The sequence below is a fragment of the Steroidobacteraceae bacterium genome, assembly GCA_041395505.1.
Classification (GTDB): domain Bacteria; phylum Pseudomonadota; class Gammaproteobacteria; order Steroidobacterales; family Steroidobacteraceae; genus JAWLAG01.
Map to the genome: position 1 here is coordinate 1,079,671 of JAWLAG010000001.1, position 17,863 is coordinate 1,097,533.

The following is a 17,863-nucleotide window of genomic DNA, read 5'->3' on the forward strand; positions in this document are numbered from 1 at the left end:
TCGCTCGGATAAGGATCAGTAGCTGATGTATACGTCCTGGGTGATCTCGCTCGCAGGCGGCGGCGAATCAGCCTTGGCGGCGGTCACCGCTGCGTCGATCGTGGCAAGCACCTCGGCATCGATTGCGTCCAGATCGGCAACACCGACGAGTTTGTTCGTCACGCATTGCTCACGAAAGCGCTTCAGGCAGTCCATGGTCTCGCGCAGTCTTGCGACTTCGCCCTTGGCGCGATAATTCTGGGGGTCGCCTTCGAAATGGCCGAAATAGCGTGTGATCGTCGCTTCGATACTGCTAGGTCCGTCGCCGCGACGGGCACGTTCGGTGGCGGTTCGCATCGCTGCATGTACGGCGAAGAAGTCCGCCCCGTCCACTTTCTCGGCAGGCATGCCGAAGGCAGCGCAGCGCCCCGCGATGTCCCCTGAGCCCACTGCATAATCGACGCCGGTGTGCTCGCTGTAGCCGTTGTTCTCGAAAACGAATATGGCCGGAACCTTGAGTACGACGGCAAGATTCATGGCTTCGAAGACCGTGCCCTGGTTGCAGCTGCCGTCGCCGCCAAAAGCGACACTGACCTGGCCCTTGTCGGCGAGTTTGCAGGCAATGGCAGCGCCGACCGCCAGCGGCGGGCCGCCGCCGACGATGGCATTTGCGCCAAGCATTCCCTTGGTGACGTCGGCGATGTGCATCGAGCCGCCCTTGCCCTTGCACAGTCCGCCGGCCCGACCGTAGATTTCCTTCATCATGCCGTCGATATCGCAGCCCTTTGCGATGCAGTGGCCGTGGCCGCGGTGCGTGCTCACGATGTAATCGAGGTCGGTCAGGTTGTGACAGACACCGGTTGCAACGGCCTCCTGGCCTGCATAAAGATGGGTGAACCCTGGTATCTCGCCGGTGGCGATCTCGGTGTGCAGCCGCTCCTCGAATTCGCGGATGAGTTTCATGTCGCGATAGGCGCGGAGCAATTGCTCGCGGTTCAATGGCATGGTGTTCGTCATGGTTCTAGAGTGCTCCCGGTGGCTTCTTGCCAGGACCGTAGATGTAGTCGTCGATCACCTTGTGAAAATGGCGGATCCGGGTTTCCTGCCGGCCGATCCACAGCCCCTTGAATCCGCGTGAATGCATGCCGAGCTGAACGCCCGGAAGGTTTTCCGCATCCTGGTCGAGCACGAGGCCTATTGACTTGTCGCCGTGGCGGAAATGCTGGTGGCGCACGCGCGGCCGAATTTCATCGGGATCATCGAGTTCGGACAGGTTCTGCTCGATCTCGAATGTCCAGATGTCGTAGTACATCTTGTCCGGATCGCTGGCGTGCGGGCGCTGGCGAAACACCCAGAAATCGTCCGCGTGCACATTGAGCGACAGGTTCGGAAAGATCATGTAGTGATAATCGTCCGTGAGCTGATCGTCATTCAGCTGCGAGTAGTCCTTGCCCTTGCTGGCGGCCCCGGCACGCATATGGCGTTGTACATCCTGGCGGATGTCTGCAATCCGGCCTTCATATTCGGCAGGGTCCATATTGGCTGCTTTCATCAGCACCTTGATCGGATCGGGAATCGTCGGCGGCACGCGCACGCGCGGCGACAGCAATCCAAACGGAATGAGATAGCGGTTATGCCGCTCGTAGCAGTCGATCTGGACATCCAGATCGTGCAGGTACCATAGCAGCTGCGGGTGTATGCCCTGCACGTGGTAGGTCTCGTTGAACGCATCGACCGAGGTCTTCCAGTTGCAGTCCCACTCGACGGTGATGTTGCGGGTCTGGATCATTTTCTCGAAGCGATAGGGCTCGAGGTGCTCAACCAGCGGCTCGAGGTACTGCCGCAGCGGCGGCGGGTTTTCGTTCATCGTGTACCAGATGAATCCCGCCCAGATTTCGCAGCCAACCTCCGTCAGGGCATGCCGCGGTTTGCCCTGCGGGAAAGTATCAATGTCGGGAATGCGATGATAGCTGCCATCGAGATTGTACTCCCAGTGATGGTAGCGGCATTTGAAGGTCAGTGATTCCTCTGCGGTGCCGATACCGCAGTCGCGCAGCCGGTTGCCGCGATGCTGACACACATTGTAGAAGGCGCGCACGGTGCCGTCCTTCTGCCTCACGATGAGGATCGACTCCGGCCCGATCTCCGTTACGAGGTAATCGCCGGGCTCAGGTATGTCGCAGGCGCGGCCGCCGAGCAACCATACTTTGGTCCAGATCTTCTGCCACTCGAGCTCCATGAATTCGCGCGATGTGTAGCGGCGCGGGTCGATGACATCCCAGTCGAAATCGGGTCCGGGAGATTTATCGGTCGGTGTGCCGCCCGGCAACGGCGTACCGCGCGGAACCGGTGCATAGGTCGGCGCTCGCGAACGCAGCATGAACCCCTCGTCCGGGGCTGGTTTGCGATCGCGCGTCATGAAGCCTCCGTGGCGTGGTCGATGCGGGCGGCCCAGCGGATGCCACGGCGGAGTATTCGGTAGAAAACCGGCAGTTTCCAGCTGCCGCGCTCGACGGTCGGGTAGTTCTCGATCAGCGGCTGCATGTCGTAGCGTCCGCGGCAGTGGCCAAGCGTGCAATAGAGGATTTCACCCGATCCGACGCGTCGTCGATAGAGCACGAGCTGGCGTTTGCCGCCACGCCAGTCGCGCTCGACGAAGCCTTCGGCAACGCCGTCAAAGCGGGTGTGCAGCAGGGCATGGTTATCGCCGTGGTATTCGCACAGGTAGAGCTCGTCGTCGGCGTCGAAGGCTTCGAGGTCGGCTACCAGCGGGTCGTCAGGATCGGAAATTTCAACCCTGTAGGGCGAAATGGCCGGGTGTGCGATGAACTGGCTGCCGAGCATCTGCATGAATCCTGGCGCCGTTCGCGGCGCGTCCCAGGCCTTGTGCTCGCGCGACCATTTCAGCACAGAGTTCGTTCCATGCAATGCGAGCCAGCGGCCACCTGTCTCGAGGAACGCGCGCAACGCAGCTTCGCCAGCCTCGTCGGGCAGCACATTGCAGGTGTAGGTCACGAGACAGTTGCTGGCACGGATGGCGGCGGCATTGCTGAAATCTTCCGCAACCCTGACGCGAATCTGCTCGTGTTCGGCAAGCAGCTTCAAAAGCTCGAGGCGGGCGAAATCCATGTCATGGTATTTGCCCCCGCAGACCAACAGGACATCGATGCGGGCCATGCCAGGCTACAGCTGCACCCGCTTCGTAAAGCCGTTGTCGGCGACCACATTGGCGCCGTTCATGAGGCTCGCCGCCGGGCTTGCGACGAACGCAATCACCTTGGCAATTTCGGGCAAGGATCCAAGGCGCCGGTTCGGCATCTGCTTGATGGCCCAATCGTAGAATTTCGGTTGCGTGCCTTTGATCATCTCCCATGCGCCGTCTTCGAAATAGATTGGCCCGGGCGAGACGGAGTTGACGCGAATGTTGTCGCGGCCAACGAATTGGCCCAGTTGCTTGCCATATACGATCAGTGCACCCTTGAGTGCGTTGTACGCCATCGGGCCGCCGAATGTTTCGACGGCATTGGTCGATCCGATGATGACTATCGATCCGCCACCCGCCTTCTTCATGTGCGGGATGACGATTTCACAACCACGCACGGTATGCAGCACATCGATTTCAAAATTGCGGTGCCAGTTCTTCTCGCTGTCCATGCCGGCACCGCCACTGACCCCGGCAATGAAAATGTCGCAGCCGCCCAGTTCTTCGATCAATTTCTCGAGCCAGGCCTTGTAGGAGTCGCCGTCGCGCACGTTGACAGGCGCTCCGACCGCAGTCAGTCCCTTGGCACGCAGTTCGCGCACGGCCGCTTCCACCGTCTCCGGCGTGCGCGCGCCGATGCCGACTTCGGCGCCTTCCGCGGCGAGCAGCTCGACGACAGCCCGACCGATACCCTTGGTGGCCCCCGTGACGATGGCTTTCTTGCCTCGCAGTCCAAGATCCATTGCTGTCGTTCCTCGCTGAAAGACGGGTTATTCAATGCGCCGCTGCCGGAATTTGACCGTCATCCGCCCGGCTGGCACTGGATTACTCGCGGCAACCTCGGCAGACTAGCGCGCCCGGTGCCACAGCTGGAATTATATGTTTGGGCGGCAACCGGAACAAACAGTCATGACTGTTTTTTTGTGAGACAATGATGGATTGTCAGGATCCGAAAATTCTTTAGTAACCTATTGAAAAATAACAGGAATTATTGATGGCTCTGTTGCGTGTAGTTGATCGTGATGGCATCGAGCACGAGGTCGATGGCAAGTCAGGATTGAAGTTGATGGAAACATTGCGCGAGCTCGACTACGGGGTCGCGGCGATCTGCGGCGGCATGTGCTCCTGCGCAACCTGCCATGTCTACATCGATTCCGAATGGCTCGAACGTTTGCCGACCCCCATGTCGGACGAGGCGGAGCTGATTGCCGAGTTGGCCGAAAAGCGTGATAACTCGCGGCTGTCCTGCCAGGTGGAATTCACCGACGAGCTCGCTGGCATGCGCGTGACGATCGCGCCGGACGAATAACACCCGCCCGATCCCGCATGCCGCGCCGACCGCAAGCTGTCAAACCGATCGCCGCCGAGAGTGCTGCAGAGCTTGGCTGGCAGGCGCAGAAAAGCGCCAGTACGCGCCGTCAGATTCTCGAAGCGGCGATCAAGTGTTTCGCTGACCTCGGCTACGCGCGCTCGACGACGACCGTTGTCGCTGCCAAGGCGGCCGTGTCCCGCGGCGCGATGCTGCATCACTTTCCATCCAAGCGCGACATGGTCACTGCGGCGGTCGAACACCTGCATGCCAAGCGTCTGCGCGCTTTTCGCAAAGCCATGTCATCGACGCCGCCCGATGGCGATCAGGTGCGCCAGGGCGTGATCGGATACTGGCAGCACGTCAAGCACCCACTGTTCGTCGCCTTCTTCGAGCTGGCGGTCGCAGCCCGCACGGATCGCGAATTGGCGCAGATACTGCGCCCTGTGCAGGAGGCGTTCGAAGCCGAATGGCGGCGCACCGCCCTCGATCTGTTTCCACTCTGGCGCGGCAAGGGCGAGAAATTCGAAATCGGCTTCAACCTGAGCCGTTACCTGCTGGAAGGCATGGCGATCAGTTTTCTGACCCACAAGGAAACCGAAGCCGACCAGAAAATGCTGCAATACCTGGAGACGCGCCTCAAGGATCTCTTGCAGCCTGACAGCAAACCGGAGGGCCATGAATGAGCACATCCCCACCCGTACTCGTCTCGAAGCAGGAGCAGGTCGCGGTCATCACCCTCAACCGCCCCGACAATGCCAACACCCTCGACATTCCTACCGGCCGGGCTCTGCTCGAAGCGGCAATCGACTGCGAGCGCGATACGGCGGTGCGTGCCATCGTCCTGACCGGCGCAGGCAAGAACTTCTGTTTCGGTGGCGACTTGCGTGGGATGGTCGCGGCAGGATCGTCGCGCGAAGGTTATCTGCGCGAGCTTACCTCCTACCTGCATGGCGCCATATCGCATTTCGTGCGGATGGACGCCCCTGTGATCGCTGCCATCAACGGTACGGCCGCCGGGGCGGGGATCGGCCTAGCCTTGATGGCGGATCTTGCAATCGCAGCGCAGAGCGCGAAATTCTCGCTGGCCTATACTGGCGTTGCGCTCACACCCGATGGCAGTACGTCGTTCTTCCTGCCGCGTATGGTCGGACCCCGCCGGGCGGCGGAATTGATTCTCACCAATCGCAATCTGAGCGCGCAGGAGGCCTGCGACTGGGGCATGATCAACCAGGTGGTTGCGACTGACAAAGTCCTCGACGAGGCGAAGGCCCTTGCCACGCGGCTCGCCGCCGGTCCGATTCGTGCCTATGGCAAGTCGAAACGCCTGCTCGCGGCCTCGAGTGGCGCGCTCGAGGCGCACATGGCCCTCGAAAGCCAGATGATAGCGCGCCAGGCGTCAACGTCTGAAGGTCACGAAGGCATCGGCGCGTTCCTCGAGAAGCGCCAGCCGAAATTCAACTAGGGGAGCGCTGCCGAGGTGGCCGTGCGCTGGTTGTCTCTCCTGCTGATCGCTGCCGCCATGGCAGCCGTGCTGCGCATTTTCTTCAACCTGCGGCGTCTGCGCAATCAACCCACGGATGACTGGGACAGCCGGCAGATCGCCCGGTTGAAAGCCGCAGGCGCCGATCCGTTCTCGAGCCACGACTGCGATTTTTTCTTCGCGTTGCCGGATGCCGAATCAGCGGCTGCCGTCGAGGCGCATCTGCGCGCAATGGGCTATGAGGTCGACACGCGCGAATTGGATGGCGATGACGGTCATCGCTACAGCGTCCATGCAAAGCTGGCCGTGCGTCTGCAGCGCGATGAAATGCAGGAGCGTTCGAAGTCGTTTCGCGAGCTCGCCGAGCGTCACGGCGGGCGCTATGACGGCTGGGCCGCTGCCGGGCGCTAGCCGCGCGACGTCTGCTGGCGCACCGCTTCTGCCGCGCGAGCGACGGCCTCGGCGTCGCCGAGGTAGCGGCTTGCTGTCGGGCGCAAACCGTCGTCCAATTGGTACAGCAGGGGCGCTCCGGTCGGGATATTGAGCTCCACGATCTGTGCTTCGGAAACGTTGTCCAGCATCTTGACCATGGCGCGCAGCGAGTTGCCATGGGCTACGACCAGCACATTGCGTCCCGCGCCGAGCGCCGGCGCCAACGTCCGCTCCCAGTATGGCTTGACGCGCGCGAGCGTGTCCTTGAGTGATTCGGTCGCCGGCAATTCGTTCGCTGTCAGGCCGGCATAACGCTCATCGAAGCGCGGATGGCGACGGTCATCCAGTGCAAGAGGTGGTGGCGCGATATCGTAGCTGCGTCGCCAGATCTTCACTTGTGCCTCGCCGTGCTGCGCCACGGTTTCGGCCTTGTTCAAGCCCTGCAATGCGCCATAGTGACGTTCATTGAGCCGCCAGCTGCGCTCGACCGGCACCCACATGCGATCCATGGCATCGAGCATGATCCACAGTGTGCGTATCGCGCGCTTGAGAGTGGAGGTGAAGGCCAGATCGACCTTGAGCTGCTCGGCGAGCAGGAGCTGTCCCGCCTGGCGCGCTTCCTCGCGACCCTGCTCGGTAAGATCCACGTCCGTCCAGCCGGTGAACAGATTCTCGAGATTCCAGGTGCTCTGCCCGTGTCGCACCAAAATGAGCTTGCCAGTCAAGTCGCTGATCCTTCATCGGGGTTCGTGTGAAGATGCGCATCGAGCCCGGCTGTGCAACGTGTAAGGCACTGCTGCCGGGTGGCCACGAGGATTTTACTATTTTCTGCGGCACGATGGCGCGCTGCCGGCGCGTGCGCAAGATGCCAGGCGAGTCCTGAGAACAGGAGTGTCTGGCGCCTGACGCCCGCATGTTCGAGCCGTTGGCAGAGCTCCTTGTCCTCCGCGCCCCAACCGGTGAATTGCTCGTTGAAGCCGTTGACCCTCACGAGGTCATTGCGCCAGAAGCCGAAATTACAACCCTTGACGGATATCAATGCATTGCCTAGTCGCCGCAAGCGTCGCGACAGCGCTGGCCAGTGTCGGCCGAGCAGACGATGGCGGGTCGCGCAGCCCTCACGCAGCCTCGCGATGTCCGGCAAGGCGTTGCCACTCATGATCTCGCGAGTCGTGCCGTCATCGAGAGCCAGGCGCGGTCCCTGGTTGAAAAAACCGCGGCTTGCCTGGCGCCTGTGATCGCGAACGAAATGCGGGTGAAGAAGCATGTCGCCGTCGATGAACAGCACAAAGTCGGCGCGCGTGGCCGCGATGGCCAGATTCCGCAGCCGGGCCAGTCGAAATCCTTCGTGAGGCTGGCGCAGGTAGAGAATTTTGCAAGTTGGCGGCGCGTGTAGCCTGAGCGCAATGGACTCGTTGTCGCAATCGGAGCCATCGTCCGCGACGACCAGCTCATCCGGCGGATCGCTCTGCGCGAGCGCACTGCGCAGAACCATGGCGAGTGCATCGGCTCGCTCGTAGGTCGAGACGATGAGCGAAAGCGAAGGCCTGGCGCTCGCTGCGCGGTCAGGCACGGAGAAGTTTGCGCAACGATTCGACACCGACCGACAGCGTCGCAAAATCGCTGCCGCCCACAGCGCGCATCTCCGAGATCACCTGCAGCCAATCCGCAACTGCCGACTCGCGCGGTTTACGCCACAGTCCAATTCGATCGGCGACCGGGCCCTTGCGCGTCGCGAGCAAGTTGCGAGTGAAATCGCGATGCGTTCTTGCGGCGCGCTCGCGCAATTCGTTGCGGGCCCTGGCCTGCCAGGGTCCGTCCACACGCAGTCGGTCGATTTGGTTTTGCAGCCAGTCGATGCCGAGGTTCGCGCCTATGGCGAAGTGCAGGGCGGCCACGCTGCGCAGGTCCTGCCTGGCGCGGCGATTGATCTCGACCAGGTCGAATGCGGCTTCGAGCGGCGCAAGCGAGGCAACGTGGTTGGCAAGTCCCGCTGGCGTCCCGGCGCCGATGAGTTCATCGCGCATCGCATGGAAACGAGAGAGATCCTCGCCCGCAAGATACGACTCCACGTTGCGCGCCAGGCCGGCAATGGCCGGTTGATATTCACGAACAACGGATTCGACGTCACTTGCGCCGCGGCGATGCGCGAGCAGCCAGTAAGTCACATGCCGCAATGCCCGGCTCGTCGCCCAGTGCATGCTGTACTGCGTTGCCGCGGCAACGCGATTATCGAGCGCCTCGATGGCCGCCCACACGTCCCGCATCGCGAAACTCTCGCGCGCGATCGCGTAGGCCCGCGCAACCGCGACCGGCGGTGCACCGGTATCGTCGCCCGCGCGAATCACGAATGAAGGCCCCATGCGGTTGATCAGGCTATTGGTCGTCGCAGTAACAATGATTTCGCGACGCAGGCGATGGCGTTGCATCTGCTTGGCATAACGGCGTGCCAGCGCCGTGGGGAAATAGCGCGGCAGTTCGCCGGACAGATAGGGATCATTGGCTACATCGCTGCCCGTCAGTTGCGACTTCAGCAGTATCTTGCTGTAGGACAGCAGCACGGCCAACTCCGGCCGCGTCAGCCGCTCGCCACGCTTGCCGCGCTCGGCAATTTCCTCGTCGCTCGGCAGGAATTCGACTTCGCGATTCAGTTCCGCCACACGCTCGAGCGAACGAATGAGTTGCCTGTGCTCCTGCAGGCGATTGCCGGCATTGAGCTCCAGCACGCTCAGCGTTTGCGACTGGAGATAGTTGTTGCGCAGCACAAGTGCGGCCACCTCGTTCGTCATCTGCCGCAACAACTGATTGCGTCGCGGGCGGGTGAGCTGCGTGCTGCGTTCGGCGTCATTCAGGAGGATCTTGATGTTGACCTCGAGATCCGAACTGTTGACGCCGCCGGAATTGTCGATGAAATCCGTATTGATCCGTCCGCCGCGCGCTGAAAACTCGACGCGGCCGAGCTGCGAAACGCCGAGGTTGCCGCCTTCGCCTATGACCCTGGCGCGTACCTTGCGGGCATCGACCCGCAGGCCATCGTTGCTGCGATCGCCGATCTGGGCATGGGTTTCCGTGCTCGCCTTGATGTAGGTGCCAATGCCGCCATTCCAGAGTAGGTCGACCGGCATCTGCAGCAGCGCGCGGATCAATTCGTTCGGCGACAGCGCCGCGGCTTCGATGCCCAGCATGGCGCGTATCTCGTTCGACAGGGCGACGGTCTTGGCGCTGCGCTGGAATATGCCGCCACCGCGGGATATTGCCCGCCGATCGTAGTCATCCCAGCCCGAGCGCGGCAGGGCAAACAGGCGTTGCCGTTCTGCGAAGCTGCGCGCAGCAACGGGAGCGGGGTCGATGAAAATGTGCTGGTGATTGAATGCCGCGAGCAGGCGGATGCGGTCCGACAGAAGCATGCCGTTGCCGAACACGTCGCCCGACATGTCGCCAATGCCGAGCACGGTGAATTCATCTTTCTGCGTATCGACGCCGAGTTCGCGGAAATGGCGCTTTACAGACTCCCAGGCGCCGCGCGCCGTGATCGCCATCTTCTTGTGATCGTACCCGGCTGAGCCGCCCGAGGCGAACGCATCGCCAAGCCAGAAGCCATACTCGGCCGCGATGGCGTTGGCAATGTCCGAGAAGGTCGCGGTGCCTTTGTCGGCCGCGACAACCAGATAGGGGTCATCGCCGTCCCGACAGCGAACGGCGGACGGGTGGACGACCCGGCCGTCGACGATATTGTCGGTTACATCGAGCAACGAGCGGATGAAGATCGAGTAGCAGGCGATACCTTCGCGCTGCACTTCGTCGCGGTTTGCGCCGGCAGGCATCTGCTTCGGCACGAATCCGCCCTTGGCCCCGGCCGGCACGATGACCGTGTTCTTGACGTTCTGCGCCTTCATCAGCCCCAGTACCTCGGTGCGAAAATCCTCGCGCCGGTCGGACCAGCGCAATCCGCCACGCGCCACCGGTCCCTTGCGCAGGTGCACGCCCTCGACGCGCGGGCTGTAGACGAAGATTTCGTACATTGGCAGTGGCAGTGGCAGACCAGGTATGCGGGTCGGGTCGAGCTTGAGCGCGATGTTGCTCTTGTTCACGCCGTCCTTGTCGCGCTGGAAGAAATTGCTGCGCAGGGTCGCGAGGATGCAGTCGCGAAAACTTCGCAGCATGCGATCGTCATCGAGACTGGTCACATCATCGAGCAGCGCGTTGCTGCGCTCGAGCATCCGCTGTTCCTGGCGCAGACTGGTCCTGCTTGCGGACTCCGGGTCGAGACGCAGTGCAAACAGCTGCCAAAGCGTCTGCGCCAGGCGCGGATGGGCGGCAAGCGCGCGCTCCATCGAGTTCTGGCTGAAAGGAATGCCTGTTTGCAGCAGATAACGACCGTAGGAGCGCAGCATCGCGATCTGCCGGATGGTCAGGCTGGCGCGCAACAGCAGCCGGTTGAAGCCGTCGTTCTCGACTTCGCCGCGCCAGACGGCAAGGAAGCCTTCGACGAAGCGATCCTCGATACGGGCGATGTCGACGGCCGCGCCATCGTGGTCTTCGAACTCGAAGTCCTGGATCCAGGCCGTGCCACCATCCGGCCATTCGAGCTGGTAGGGACGCTCGGCGATGACCCGCAGGGAGAAATTCTCCATGGTCGGCAGCAGGTCGGAGATGGGGATCGGCTCGCCGCGCTTGATGATCTTCAGATGTGCCCGCTGGCGCAGTTGTTCGACCGGACGATGCAACACGAGTCTGAGCGCACGCGAGTCAGGGCCTAGGGCCTGCAGTTCGGTGATGTCGTCGATTGCGGCGGCTGGCTCGAGTTCGTCCTGGTAGGCGATGGGAAAAGTATTTTCGTAACGTGCCGCGAGCGCGGCAGCGGCGTCGGCCGGCATTGCAGCATGCAATGCCTCGCGCAGTCGGTCGTTCCAGGTGGTTGCCGCGGCCGTGATCGCTTCCTCCAGCCGGTCGAGGTCGGGTCGGACGCGCTCGCCCGGTTCGGTGCGTACGACGATATGCAACCGCGCGTGATTGGAGTCCGAAATCTGTACCTGGCTCTCGAGCGCGCGGCCGCGATATGCCTCGCGAAGCAGCTGTTCGATCCGTTGGCGAACCTGCGTGTTGTACCGATCCCGGGGCACGTAGACCATGCAGGAGAAGAAACGGTCGTAGGGGTCTCGCCGCACGAGCAATCGAACCTTGCGGCGCTCGTAGAGATTGACCGCCGAGCGCACGATGCGCGTGAGATCGGCGACGCTCGCCTGGAACAACTCGTCGCGCGGATAGGTCTCGATCAGATGGCTGACCGCTTTCGCATCGTGGCTGCTCGGCTCCAGCGCGAATTCCTCGAGTACGCGCGCGACCTTGGCGCGCAGGACCGGTATGTCGCGCGGGCTCGACAGGTAGGCCCCGGAAGTCCACAGCCCGAGCAGCCGGTGCTCGCCAATGGCGCGACCGCTACGATCGAAGGCCTTGACGCCGACATGATCGAGATAGGTTGCGCGGTGCACCGTCGCAACCGAGTTTGCCTTGGTTATGACGAGGGCAGCCTGCTCGCGTGCGCGGCGCCGCGCTTCACCGCGCAGTTCGACCGGTTTGCGACGTCGCGCCCGGGTAGTTCGAAGGATGCCTAGGCCGCTCGTCTTGTCCGGTATCAGCCGGTCGGCACCGCGACCGCGATGCAGCCGGTAGTAGCGGTAGCCGAGGAACACGAAATGGCCCGCATCCATCCACTTCAGCAATGCGGCAGCTTCGTGCCGCTCGGCGGCGGCAACCGGTCCGCCCGGCTGTTCGAGTGTTGCTGCCAGTTGTTGGGCGCGCTTACGCATGGTGCGCCAGTCACGCACTGCCGCCATCACATCGGCGAGCGCTTCGCGCAAGGCAAGTTCGATGCGGCGAATCGACGCGGCATCGGTCTGCTTGTCGATCTCCAGCAGCTGCCAGGACTCGTCCCGGCCGGCTCCCTGGCCAGGTTCGCCGATCCCGATGATGCGGCCGTTCGCCGTGCGCGCAACATTCAGCACCGGATGCACCAGCAGATGCACACCGATGCGCAAGCGGCTGAAGACCATGCCAATCGAATCGACGAGGAATGGCATGTCCTCGACGGCGATCTGCACGAGCGTCGCGGTCGATTCGAAATGATCACTGCGCTGCGAAGGGTTGAACACCCGCACCAGGGCCTGGCCGCGCCGGCGCGAGTCGGCATGCTGATAGTGCGAAAGCGCCCTGGCTGACAGCTGCCCGGCCGTGTAGCGCTCCAGGTCGGCTTCATCGACACCGCGATAGTACAGCCCGACCAGATGGCGAAATTTATCGCCCTTGCTGGTTGCCTTGACCGCTGCCTTGATCAGCGCGCGTCGACGCGCAGGTATCTTTCCAGACATGTTTCTGATTCTTCGCCTCGTGGCTCAGGGCGTGCGCCCGGCCAGAACGGGTATCGGCATTCTGACCGCGGTTTTGAGTAGCGGATTGAGATGCAGGTCGCCATTGCGCCGTGGCGGTGGCAGGTTTCGGGACTGCGATTATACATCGCCGTCGGTTCAATTGGCCTCGCAGCGTGATCAGTCGTTGCCGCCGGACGCAAGTGTCTGCGGCGGCAGGAAATGAGCTCGCGAAAGATAGTCCTCGCTCTGCATTTCCATCAAGCGGCTGGCCGTGCGCCGAAATTCGAAAGTCAATTTGCTGCCACGGTACAGCTCGCCCGGTGGCGCAGCGGCCGAAACGATCAGGTTGACGCTGCGATCGTAAAGCTCGTCCACCAGAGCGATGAAACGTCGTGCCGCGTCCTCATGGCGGGCGTCGAAAACCGGTACGTTGCCAAGCAGCACCGATTGGTATTGGTCGGCGATCTCGATGTAGTCCGTCTGGCTGCGGTGACCCTGGCAAAGGGCGCTGAATTCGAACCATATGACATTGTCGCTATGGCGGACGTAGGGAATCCTTCGGCCGGCAACGGCAATGCTGTCATCTCGCTCGCCCACTTCGCCGCTCAGCAGTTCGAACAGTGTCGCCAGTTCGTCGCTGCTCGCCGCGACGGCGCTGTCGAGATAGAGTCGGTGGCGCGTCAATTCGCGAAGGCGGTAATCGACGCCGCGGCCAATCTCGACGACTCGCGTGTTGCGCTTGATGTGCTCGATGGCCGGCAGGAAGCGTTGCCTCTGCAGCCCGTCGCGATAAAGCTCATCCGGCGGTACGTTCGATGTCACCACGAGCGTCACGCCGAGATCGAACATCGCCTTGAACAGGCCGCCGAGTATCATCGCATCGGCAATGTCGGCAACGAAGAATTCGTCGAAGCAAAGCAGCCGCGTATCCTTGGCGATCTTCGCGGCAACCCGCTCGAGTGGCGCAGCGACATTGCGCAGGCTTCGAAGCTGGCGGTGTACTTCGAACATGAAGCGGTGGAAGTGCACGCGCCTGCGCCTGTCGAGATCGAGGTGGTCGAAGAAAAGATCCATCAGGAAGGTCTTGCCTCGCCCGACATCGCCCCACAAGTAGATGCCGCGGACAGGCGTCTGCGCGCGTGAATTACCGAGCCGGCGCCTCAGCTTGGCCGCCAGGGACTGCGAGTCGAGCTCCGCTTCGAGTAGCTCGCTCCCCAGCCGGTCGAGTTCCGTGAGGACCTTGCGCTGCGCCGCATCGGATTTGAGGCCGCGCGCCTCGAGCGCGTGCTGGTAGGCAAGCAGTAGTGGTGAGCGCGGCGTGCGATTTGCAGACATGGGCGGACTCGCCTGCGCTTGGCTGATGTCAGTTCAAAGCGTCTGGTAGTTCGGTCCCGAGCCGCCTTCCGGAGGCACCCAGTTGATGATCTGGTAAGGATCCTTGATATCGCAGGCTTTGCAGTGCACGCAGTTGGCGGCATTGATCTGCAGTTTTTTGCCACCAGCGCCATCGTCGATCATTTCATAGACATTGGCCGGGCAGAACCGTGTGCAGGGGTTGCCATATTCCTCCACGCAGCGGCTGGCGCAGATGCTGGTATCGGCGACATGCAGATGTGCCGGCTGGGATTCGTCGTGCGTCGTGGCGGCGAAGAACACCGATGCGAGCCGGTCACGCGGCGGCAGATCGCGATCCTCCCACTGCTGCGCCGTGCCTTGTGTCGCCGCGAGCTTCTCGAGCGGGTAGGTTGCGCTGTTGTGCAATGTCCATGGCGAGTGCCCGCGCGTAATGTAGGTTTCGAACGCGGCGTTGGCCAGACCAAACCACAGACCGCGTTTGAAGCCGGGTTTGATGTTGCGGATGCGCTTCAATTCCTGGCCGCCGGGCGATGCGCGCCATTTCGCGTCGAACCCGGCCAGCTGGCCGCTATCGCCATAGTGGTTGGCTGCCAGCATGCCGCTGCGCAACGCCTGGTGGATGCCCTTGATCTTGGCAAAATTGAGCGTTCCGCCAGCATCTCCGATCAGTACCGCTCCCGGCATCTCGAGGACGGGGGTCGACTGCCAACCCCCTGCCGACACGGTACGAGCACCGGCCGATAGTATCTCGCCACCCTCCAGCAACTCATGCACCTGCGGATGGTTCTTGAATTGCTGAAAGACCTCGAACGGAAAGAGGCGCGGATCGCGATAGTCGAGGCCGACCACCATGCCGACGTAAACCCGGTCGTCGTCGAGGTGATAAATGAAGCTGCCGCCGTAGCTGCGGCTGTCGAGAGGCCAGCCCATGCTGTGCTGGATGAGTCCAGGCGTAACGCGCCCGGATGGCACGCGCCACAGTTCCTTGAACCCGAGGCCATAGCTTTGCGGGTCGCAGCCGCGCGCCAGATCGTAGCGTTTGATCAACTGCTTCGCGATGCTGCCGCGACAGCCCTCGGCAATAAAGGTCACGGGTGCGCGAACCTCCGGACCCGGCGCGTAGTTCGGGCCCTGGCTGCCATCGCGCGCCACACCCATATCGCCAATGCGTACGCCCGCGACGGCGCCCCGTTCGTCGAACAACGGTTCTGCAGCTGCAAATCCCGGAAATACGTCGACACCGAGTGCCTCCGCCTTGGTGGCCAGCCAGGGCGTCAACAACCCGAGGGAGATGATGAAATTACCGTCGTTGTGCTGCTGCGGCGGGGTTGGCAGCCGCACGCGCCCACGGCGCGTGAGGTACAGGAACTCATCGCGCACCGCGGGCACGCAGATGGCAGGCGGATCCTCACGCCACTCCGGCGTCAGTTCATCGAGCGCCGCCGGCTCCAGTACAGCGCCGGAAATCGAATGCGCGCCTATCGTCGAGCCTTTTTCGAGCAGGCAGATATTGAGATCAGGCTTGCGCTGCTTGAGCTTGATCGCGCACGCGAGGCCGGCCGGGCCGCCGCCGACGATGACGGCGTCGTATTGCATGACATCGCGTTCGCTCATGGCAGTCGCGTTCCTGTTATTTCGGTTGCATGCGTATGGCGCCATCTAGGCGTATGACTTCGCCATTCAGCATGGGGATCTCGAAGATGGTCTGCACCAACTGCGCATACTCTTCCGGCCGCCCAAGCCGGGAAGGAAAGGGAACCTGCTCGCCGAGCGAACGTTGTGCGTCGGGTGGAAGCGAAGCGACCATGGGCGTTTCGAAAATGCCCGGCGCGATGGCCATGCAACGAATGCCGAACCGGGCCAGTTCGCGCGCGATGGGCAGCGTCATGCTGAGTACGCCGCCCTTGGTGGCCGAGTAGGCCGCCTGGCCGATCTGTCCTTCGAAGGCTGCAACCGAGGACGTATGAATGATCAGGCCGCGCTCGCCTTCGGCATTGGGTTCGTTGTTCTGCATGATTGCGGCAGCCGCCTTGTCGCAGAAGAAAGTGCCGATCAGGTTGATGTGTATGACCTTGGTGAAGAATTCGCCGGCCATCGGTCCATTCTTGCCGAGCACCCGGCCGGCGCCGATGACACCGGCGCAGTTGACCAGCAGGTTGAGCCCACCCATCTGCGAGCGGGCGCTCGCTATCGCCGAGTCGACCTCAGCCTCGGACGTGACATCGCATTTCACGAAGAAGGCATTTGCTCCAAGTTCGCGTGCGGCTTTCTCTCCGGGACCTTCCTGCACGTCGAGCAGCGTCGCTTTGCCGCCCTGCGCAACGATATGGCGTGCAACCGCATTGCCGAGTCCGGAGGCGGCACCTGTTATTACCGCGCATGCTTCACTGATCCGCATCTTGATGAGTCCTTGGGTTTGAAGCGAAGTGGTTCAGACGAGTTCGATTGCCATCGCGGTGGCTTCGCCGCCGCCGATGCAAAGCGAAGCCAGGCCGCGTCTCAACTTGCGGGCCGAGAGCGCATGGATCAAGGTCGTGAGTATGCGCGCACCGGTCGCGCCGACCGGGTGCCCGAGCGCGCAAGCGCCGCCGTTGACGTTGATGCGCTCGCGGGCAATGCCCAGGTCGTGCATGGCCGCCATGGTTACCGCCGCGAATGCTTCGTTGACCTCATACAGGTCGACATCACCGGCGGACCAGCCAACCTGCTGCAGTGTCTTCTTGATGGCCCCGACAGGCGCGGTCGTGAACCACTCCGGTTCGTGCGCATGGCTGCCATAGGCGAGGATACGCGCCAGGGGTTTGATGCCCTGCGCCTTGGCTGCCGCAGCATCCATCAGCACCAGTGCAGCCGCGCCGTCGGATATCGAGCTCGATGAGGCGGCCGTGACGGTGCCATCTTTCGCGAACGCCGGTTTCAGTGCCGGAATTTTCTCGATATTGCAGGTAAAGGGTGTTTCGTCGCGATCGACCACAACCTCGCCCTTGCGACCCTTGAATTTGACCGGCGTAACCTCGGCGGTGAAGGCACCGGATTCAACGGCGTGGAGCGCACGGCGCACGGACTCGGCGGCAAATTCGTCCTGCGAGGCGCGCGTGAAACCATATTTGGCGGCGGTCGCGTCGGCGAAACAGCCCATCAACTTGCCGTCGAACGGGCTCTGCAGGCCGTCGTAGAACATGTGATCGAGCAATTCGCCATGTCCCATCCTGTAGCCGCCGCGTGCTTTGAGGAGCAGATAGGGCGCATTGGTCATGGACTCGAGGCCGCCGGCAACCGCCAGCGAAACATCGCCGGTACGAATCTGGTCGGCGGCCATCATCACGGCTTTCATTCCCGAACCGCACATCTTGTTGATGGTCGTGGCGGGTGTGCGGTCCGGTATGCCCGCTGCGATCGCTGCCTGGCGCGCGGGCGCCTGGCCCTGGCCTGCCGGCAGCACGCAACCCATGATCACCTCTTCGATGGCGGCCGGCTTGACACCCGCTGCATCGATCGCGGCGCGTATGGCGGCCGCGCCGAGCGCCGGCGCCTTGACTTCGCTGAACACCCCCTGCAACCCGCCGATTGGCGTTCGTTTGGCCGCTACGATGACAGTTTCGATCTTGCTCATGTTCTCCTCGCCGGACTCATGCTAGAGAGCTGCCGCACAGTATGACGCGATGGAAGCATTGCCGGCATGCGGCCACGCCATCGCGCTGCTAGACTCGCGCGGGTGAAGGACCATTTTGACC

Annotated in this window: 15 protein-coding genes; 4 read left to right on the forward strand and 11 right to left on the reverse strand. The window is 62.4% G+C overall.

Annotated features, from left to right (window positions below; genetic code table 11):
• Positions 1 to 15: 15 nt before the first annotated feature.
• The 4 genes from R3E77_04965 to R3E77_04980 are packed head-to-tail and all read right to left on the reverse strand — an operon-like array spanning position 16 to position 3,924.
• Positions 16 to 996, reverse strand: a complete 981-nt coding sequence (locus tag R3E77_04965; protein ID MEZ5498768.1) for a thiamine pyrophosphate-dependent dehydrogenase E1 component subunit alpha — start codon at positions 994 to 996, stop codon at positions 16 to 18.
• A 4-nt stretch (positions 997 to 1,000) separates the two neighbouring features.
• Positions 1,001 to 2,398, reverse strand: coding sequence for an aromatic ring-hydroxylating dioxygenase subunit alpha (locus R3E77_04970; GenBank protein MEZ5498769.1), 1,398 nt, complete (start codon positions 2,396 to 2,398; stop codon positions 1,001 to 1,003).
• Positions 2,395 to 3,156 carry a ThuA domain-containing protein gene (locus tag R3E77_04975; protein ID MEZ5498770.1) on the reverse strand — a complete coding sequence of 254 codons (762 nt, stop codon included), beginning with the start codon at positions 3,154 to 3,156 and terminating at the stop codon, positions 2,395 to 2,397. The genes R3E77_04970 and R3E77_04975 overlap by 4 nt, the downstream gene beginning before the upstream one ends.
• Before the next feature lie 6 nt (positions 3,157 to 3,162).
• On the reverse strand, positions 3,163 to 3,924 hold the full coding sequence (locus tag R3E77_04980; GenBank protein ID MEZ5498771.1) for an SDR family oxidoreductase: 762 nt from the start codon (positions 3,922 to 3,924) through the stop codon (positions 3,163 to 3,165).
• Between the two features lie 251 nt (positions 3,925 to 4,175).
• On the opposite strand from R3E77_04980, the gene R3E77_04985 reads away from it, so the two are divergent.
• Genes R3E77_04985 through R3E77_05000 form a run of 4 tightly spaced genes read left to right on the forward strand, consistent with a single transcriptional unit; the run spans position 4,176 to position 6,384 of the window.
• Positions 4,176 to 4,490, forward strand: a complete 315-nt coding sequence (locus R3E77_04985) for a 2Fe-2S iron-sulfur cluster-binding protein (GenBank protein MEZ5498772.1) — start codon at positions 4,176 to 4,178, stop codon at positions 4,488 to 4,490.
• A 17-nt stretch (positions 4,491 to 4,507) separates the two neighbouring features.
• Complete coding sequence (locus R3E77_04990) at positions 4,508 to 5,176, forward strand: TetR/AcrR family transcriptional regulator (GenBank protein ID MEZ5498773.1); 669 nt, start codon at positions 4,508 to 4,510, stop codon at positions 5,174 to 5,176.
• Positions 5,173 to 5,955, forward strand: coding sequence for an enoyl-CoA hydratase-related protein (locus tag R3E77_04995; protein ID MEZ5498774.1), 783 nt, complete (start codon positions 5,173 to 5,175; stop codon positions 5,953 to 5,955). Before R3E77_04990 ends, R3E77_04995 begins: the two co-directional genes overlap by 4 nt.
• Positions 5,956 to 5,976: 21 nt before the next feature.
• A complete protein-coding gene (locus tag R3E77_05000) occupies positions 5,977 to 6,384 on the forward strand; it encodes a ribonuclease E inhibitor RraB (GenBank protein ID MEZ5498775.1) in 408 nt (135 codons plus the stop codon).
• Here R3E77_05000 and gpmA read toward each other — a convergent pair.
• The 7 genes from gpmA to R3E77_05035 form a co-directional block, all read right to left on the reverse strand.
• Positions 6,381 to 7,130: a 2,3-diphosphoglycerate-dependent phosphoglycerate mutase gene (gpmA, locus tag R3E77_05005; protein MEZ5498776.1), complete on the reverse strand. Its 750-nt coding sequence runs from the start codon at positions 7,128 to 7,130 to the stop codon at positions 6,381 to 6,383. The genes R3E77_05000 and gpmA overlap by 4 nt on opposite strands.
• On the reverse strand, positions 7,127 to 7,978 hold the full coding sequence (locus tag R3E77_05010; protein ID MEZ5498777.1) for a glycosyltransferase: 852 nt from the start codon (positions 7,976 to 7,978) through the stop codon (positions 7,127 to 7,129). Before R3E77_05010 ends, gpmA begins: the two co-directional genes overlap by 4 nt.
• Positions 7,971 to 12,773: an NAD-glutamate dehydrogenase gene (locus tag R3E77_05015; GenBank protein ID MEZ5498778.1), complete on the reverse strand. Its 4,803-nt coding sequence runs from the start codon at positions 12,771 to 12,773 to the stop codon at positions 7,971 to 7,973. Before R3E77_05015 ends, R3E77_05010 begins: the two co-directional genes overlap by 8 nt.
• A 177-nt stretch (positions 12,774 to 12,950) precedes the next feature.
• Entirely contained in the window at positions 12,951 to 14,108 is a 1,158-nt protein-coding gene (zapE, locus tag R3E77_05020; protein ID MEZ5498779.1) for a cell division protein ZapE, read from the reverse strand.
• Positions 14,109 to 14,141: 33 nt separating this feature from the next.
• Complete coding sequence (locus tag R3E77_05025) at positions 14,142 to 15,743, reverse strand: electron transfer flavoprotein-ubiquinone oxidoreductase (GenBank protein ID MEZ5498780.1); 1,602 nt, start codon at positions 15,741 to 15,743, stop codon at positions 14,142 to 14,144.
• Positions 15,744 to 15,759: 16 nt separating this feature from the next.
• Complete coding sequence (locus tag R3E77_05030) at positions 15,760 to 16,527, reverse strand: SDR family NAD(P)-dependent oxidoreductase (GenBank protein ID MEZ5498781.1); 768 nt, start codon at positions 16,525 to 16,527, stop codon at positions 15,760 to 15,762.
• A 33-nt stretch (positions 16,528 to 16,560) separates the two neighbouring features.
• Entirely contained in the window at positions 16,561 to 17,742 is a 1,182-nt protein-coding gene (locus R3E77_05035) for an acetyl-CoA C-acyltransferase (GenBank protein ID MEZ5498782.1), read from the reverse strand.
• Positions 17,743 to 17,863: the final 121 nt, after the last annotated feature.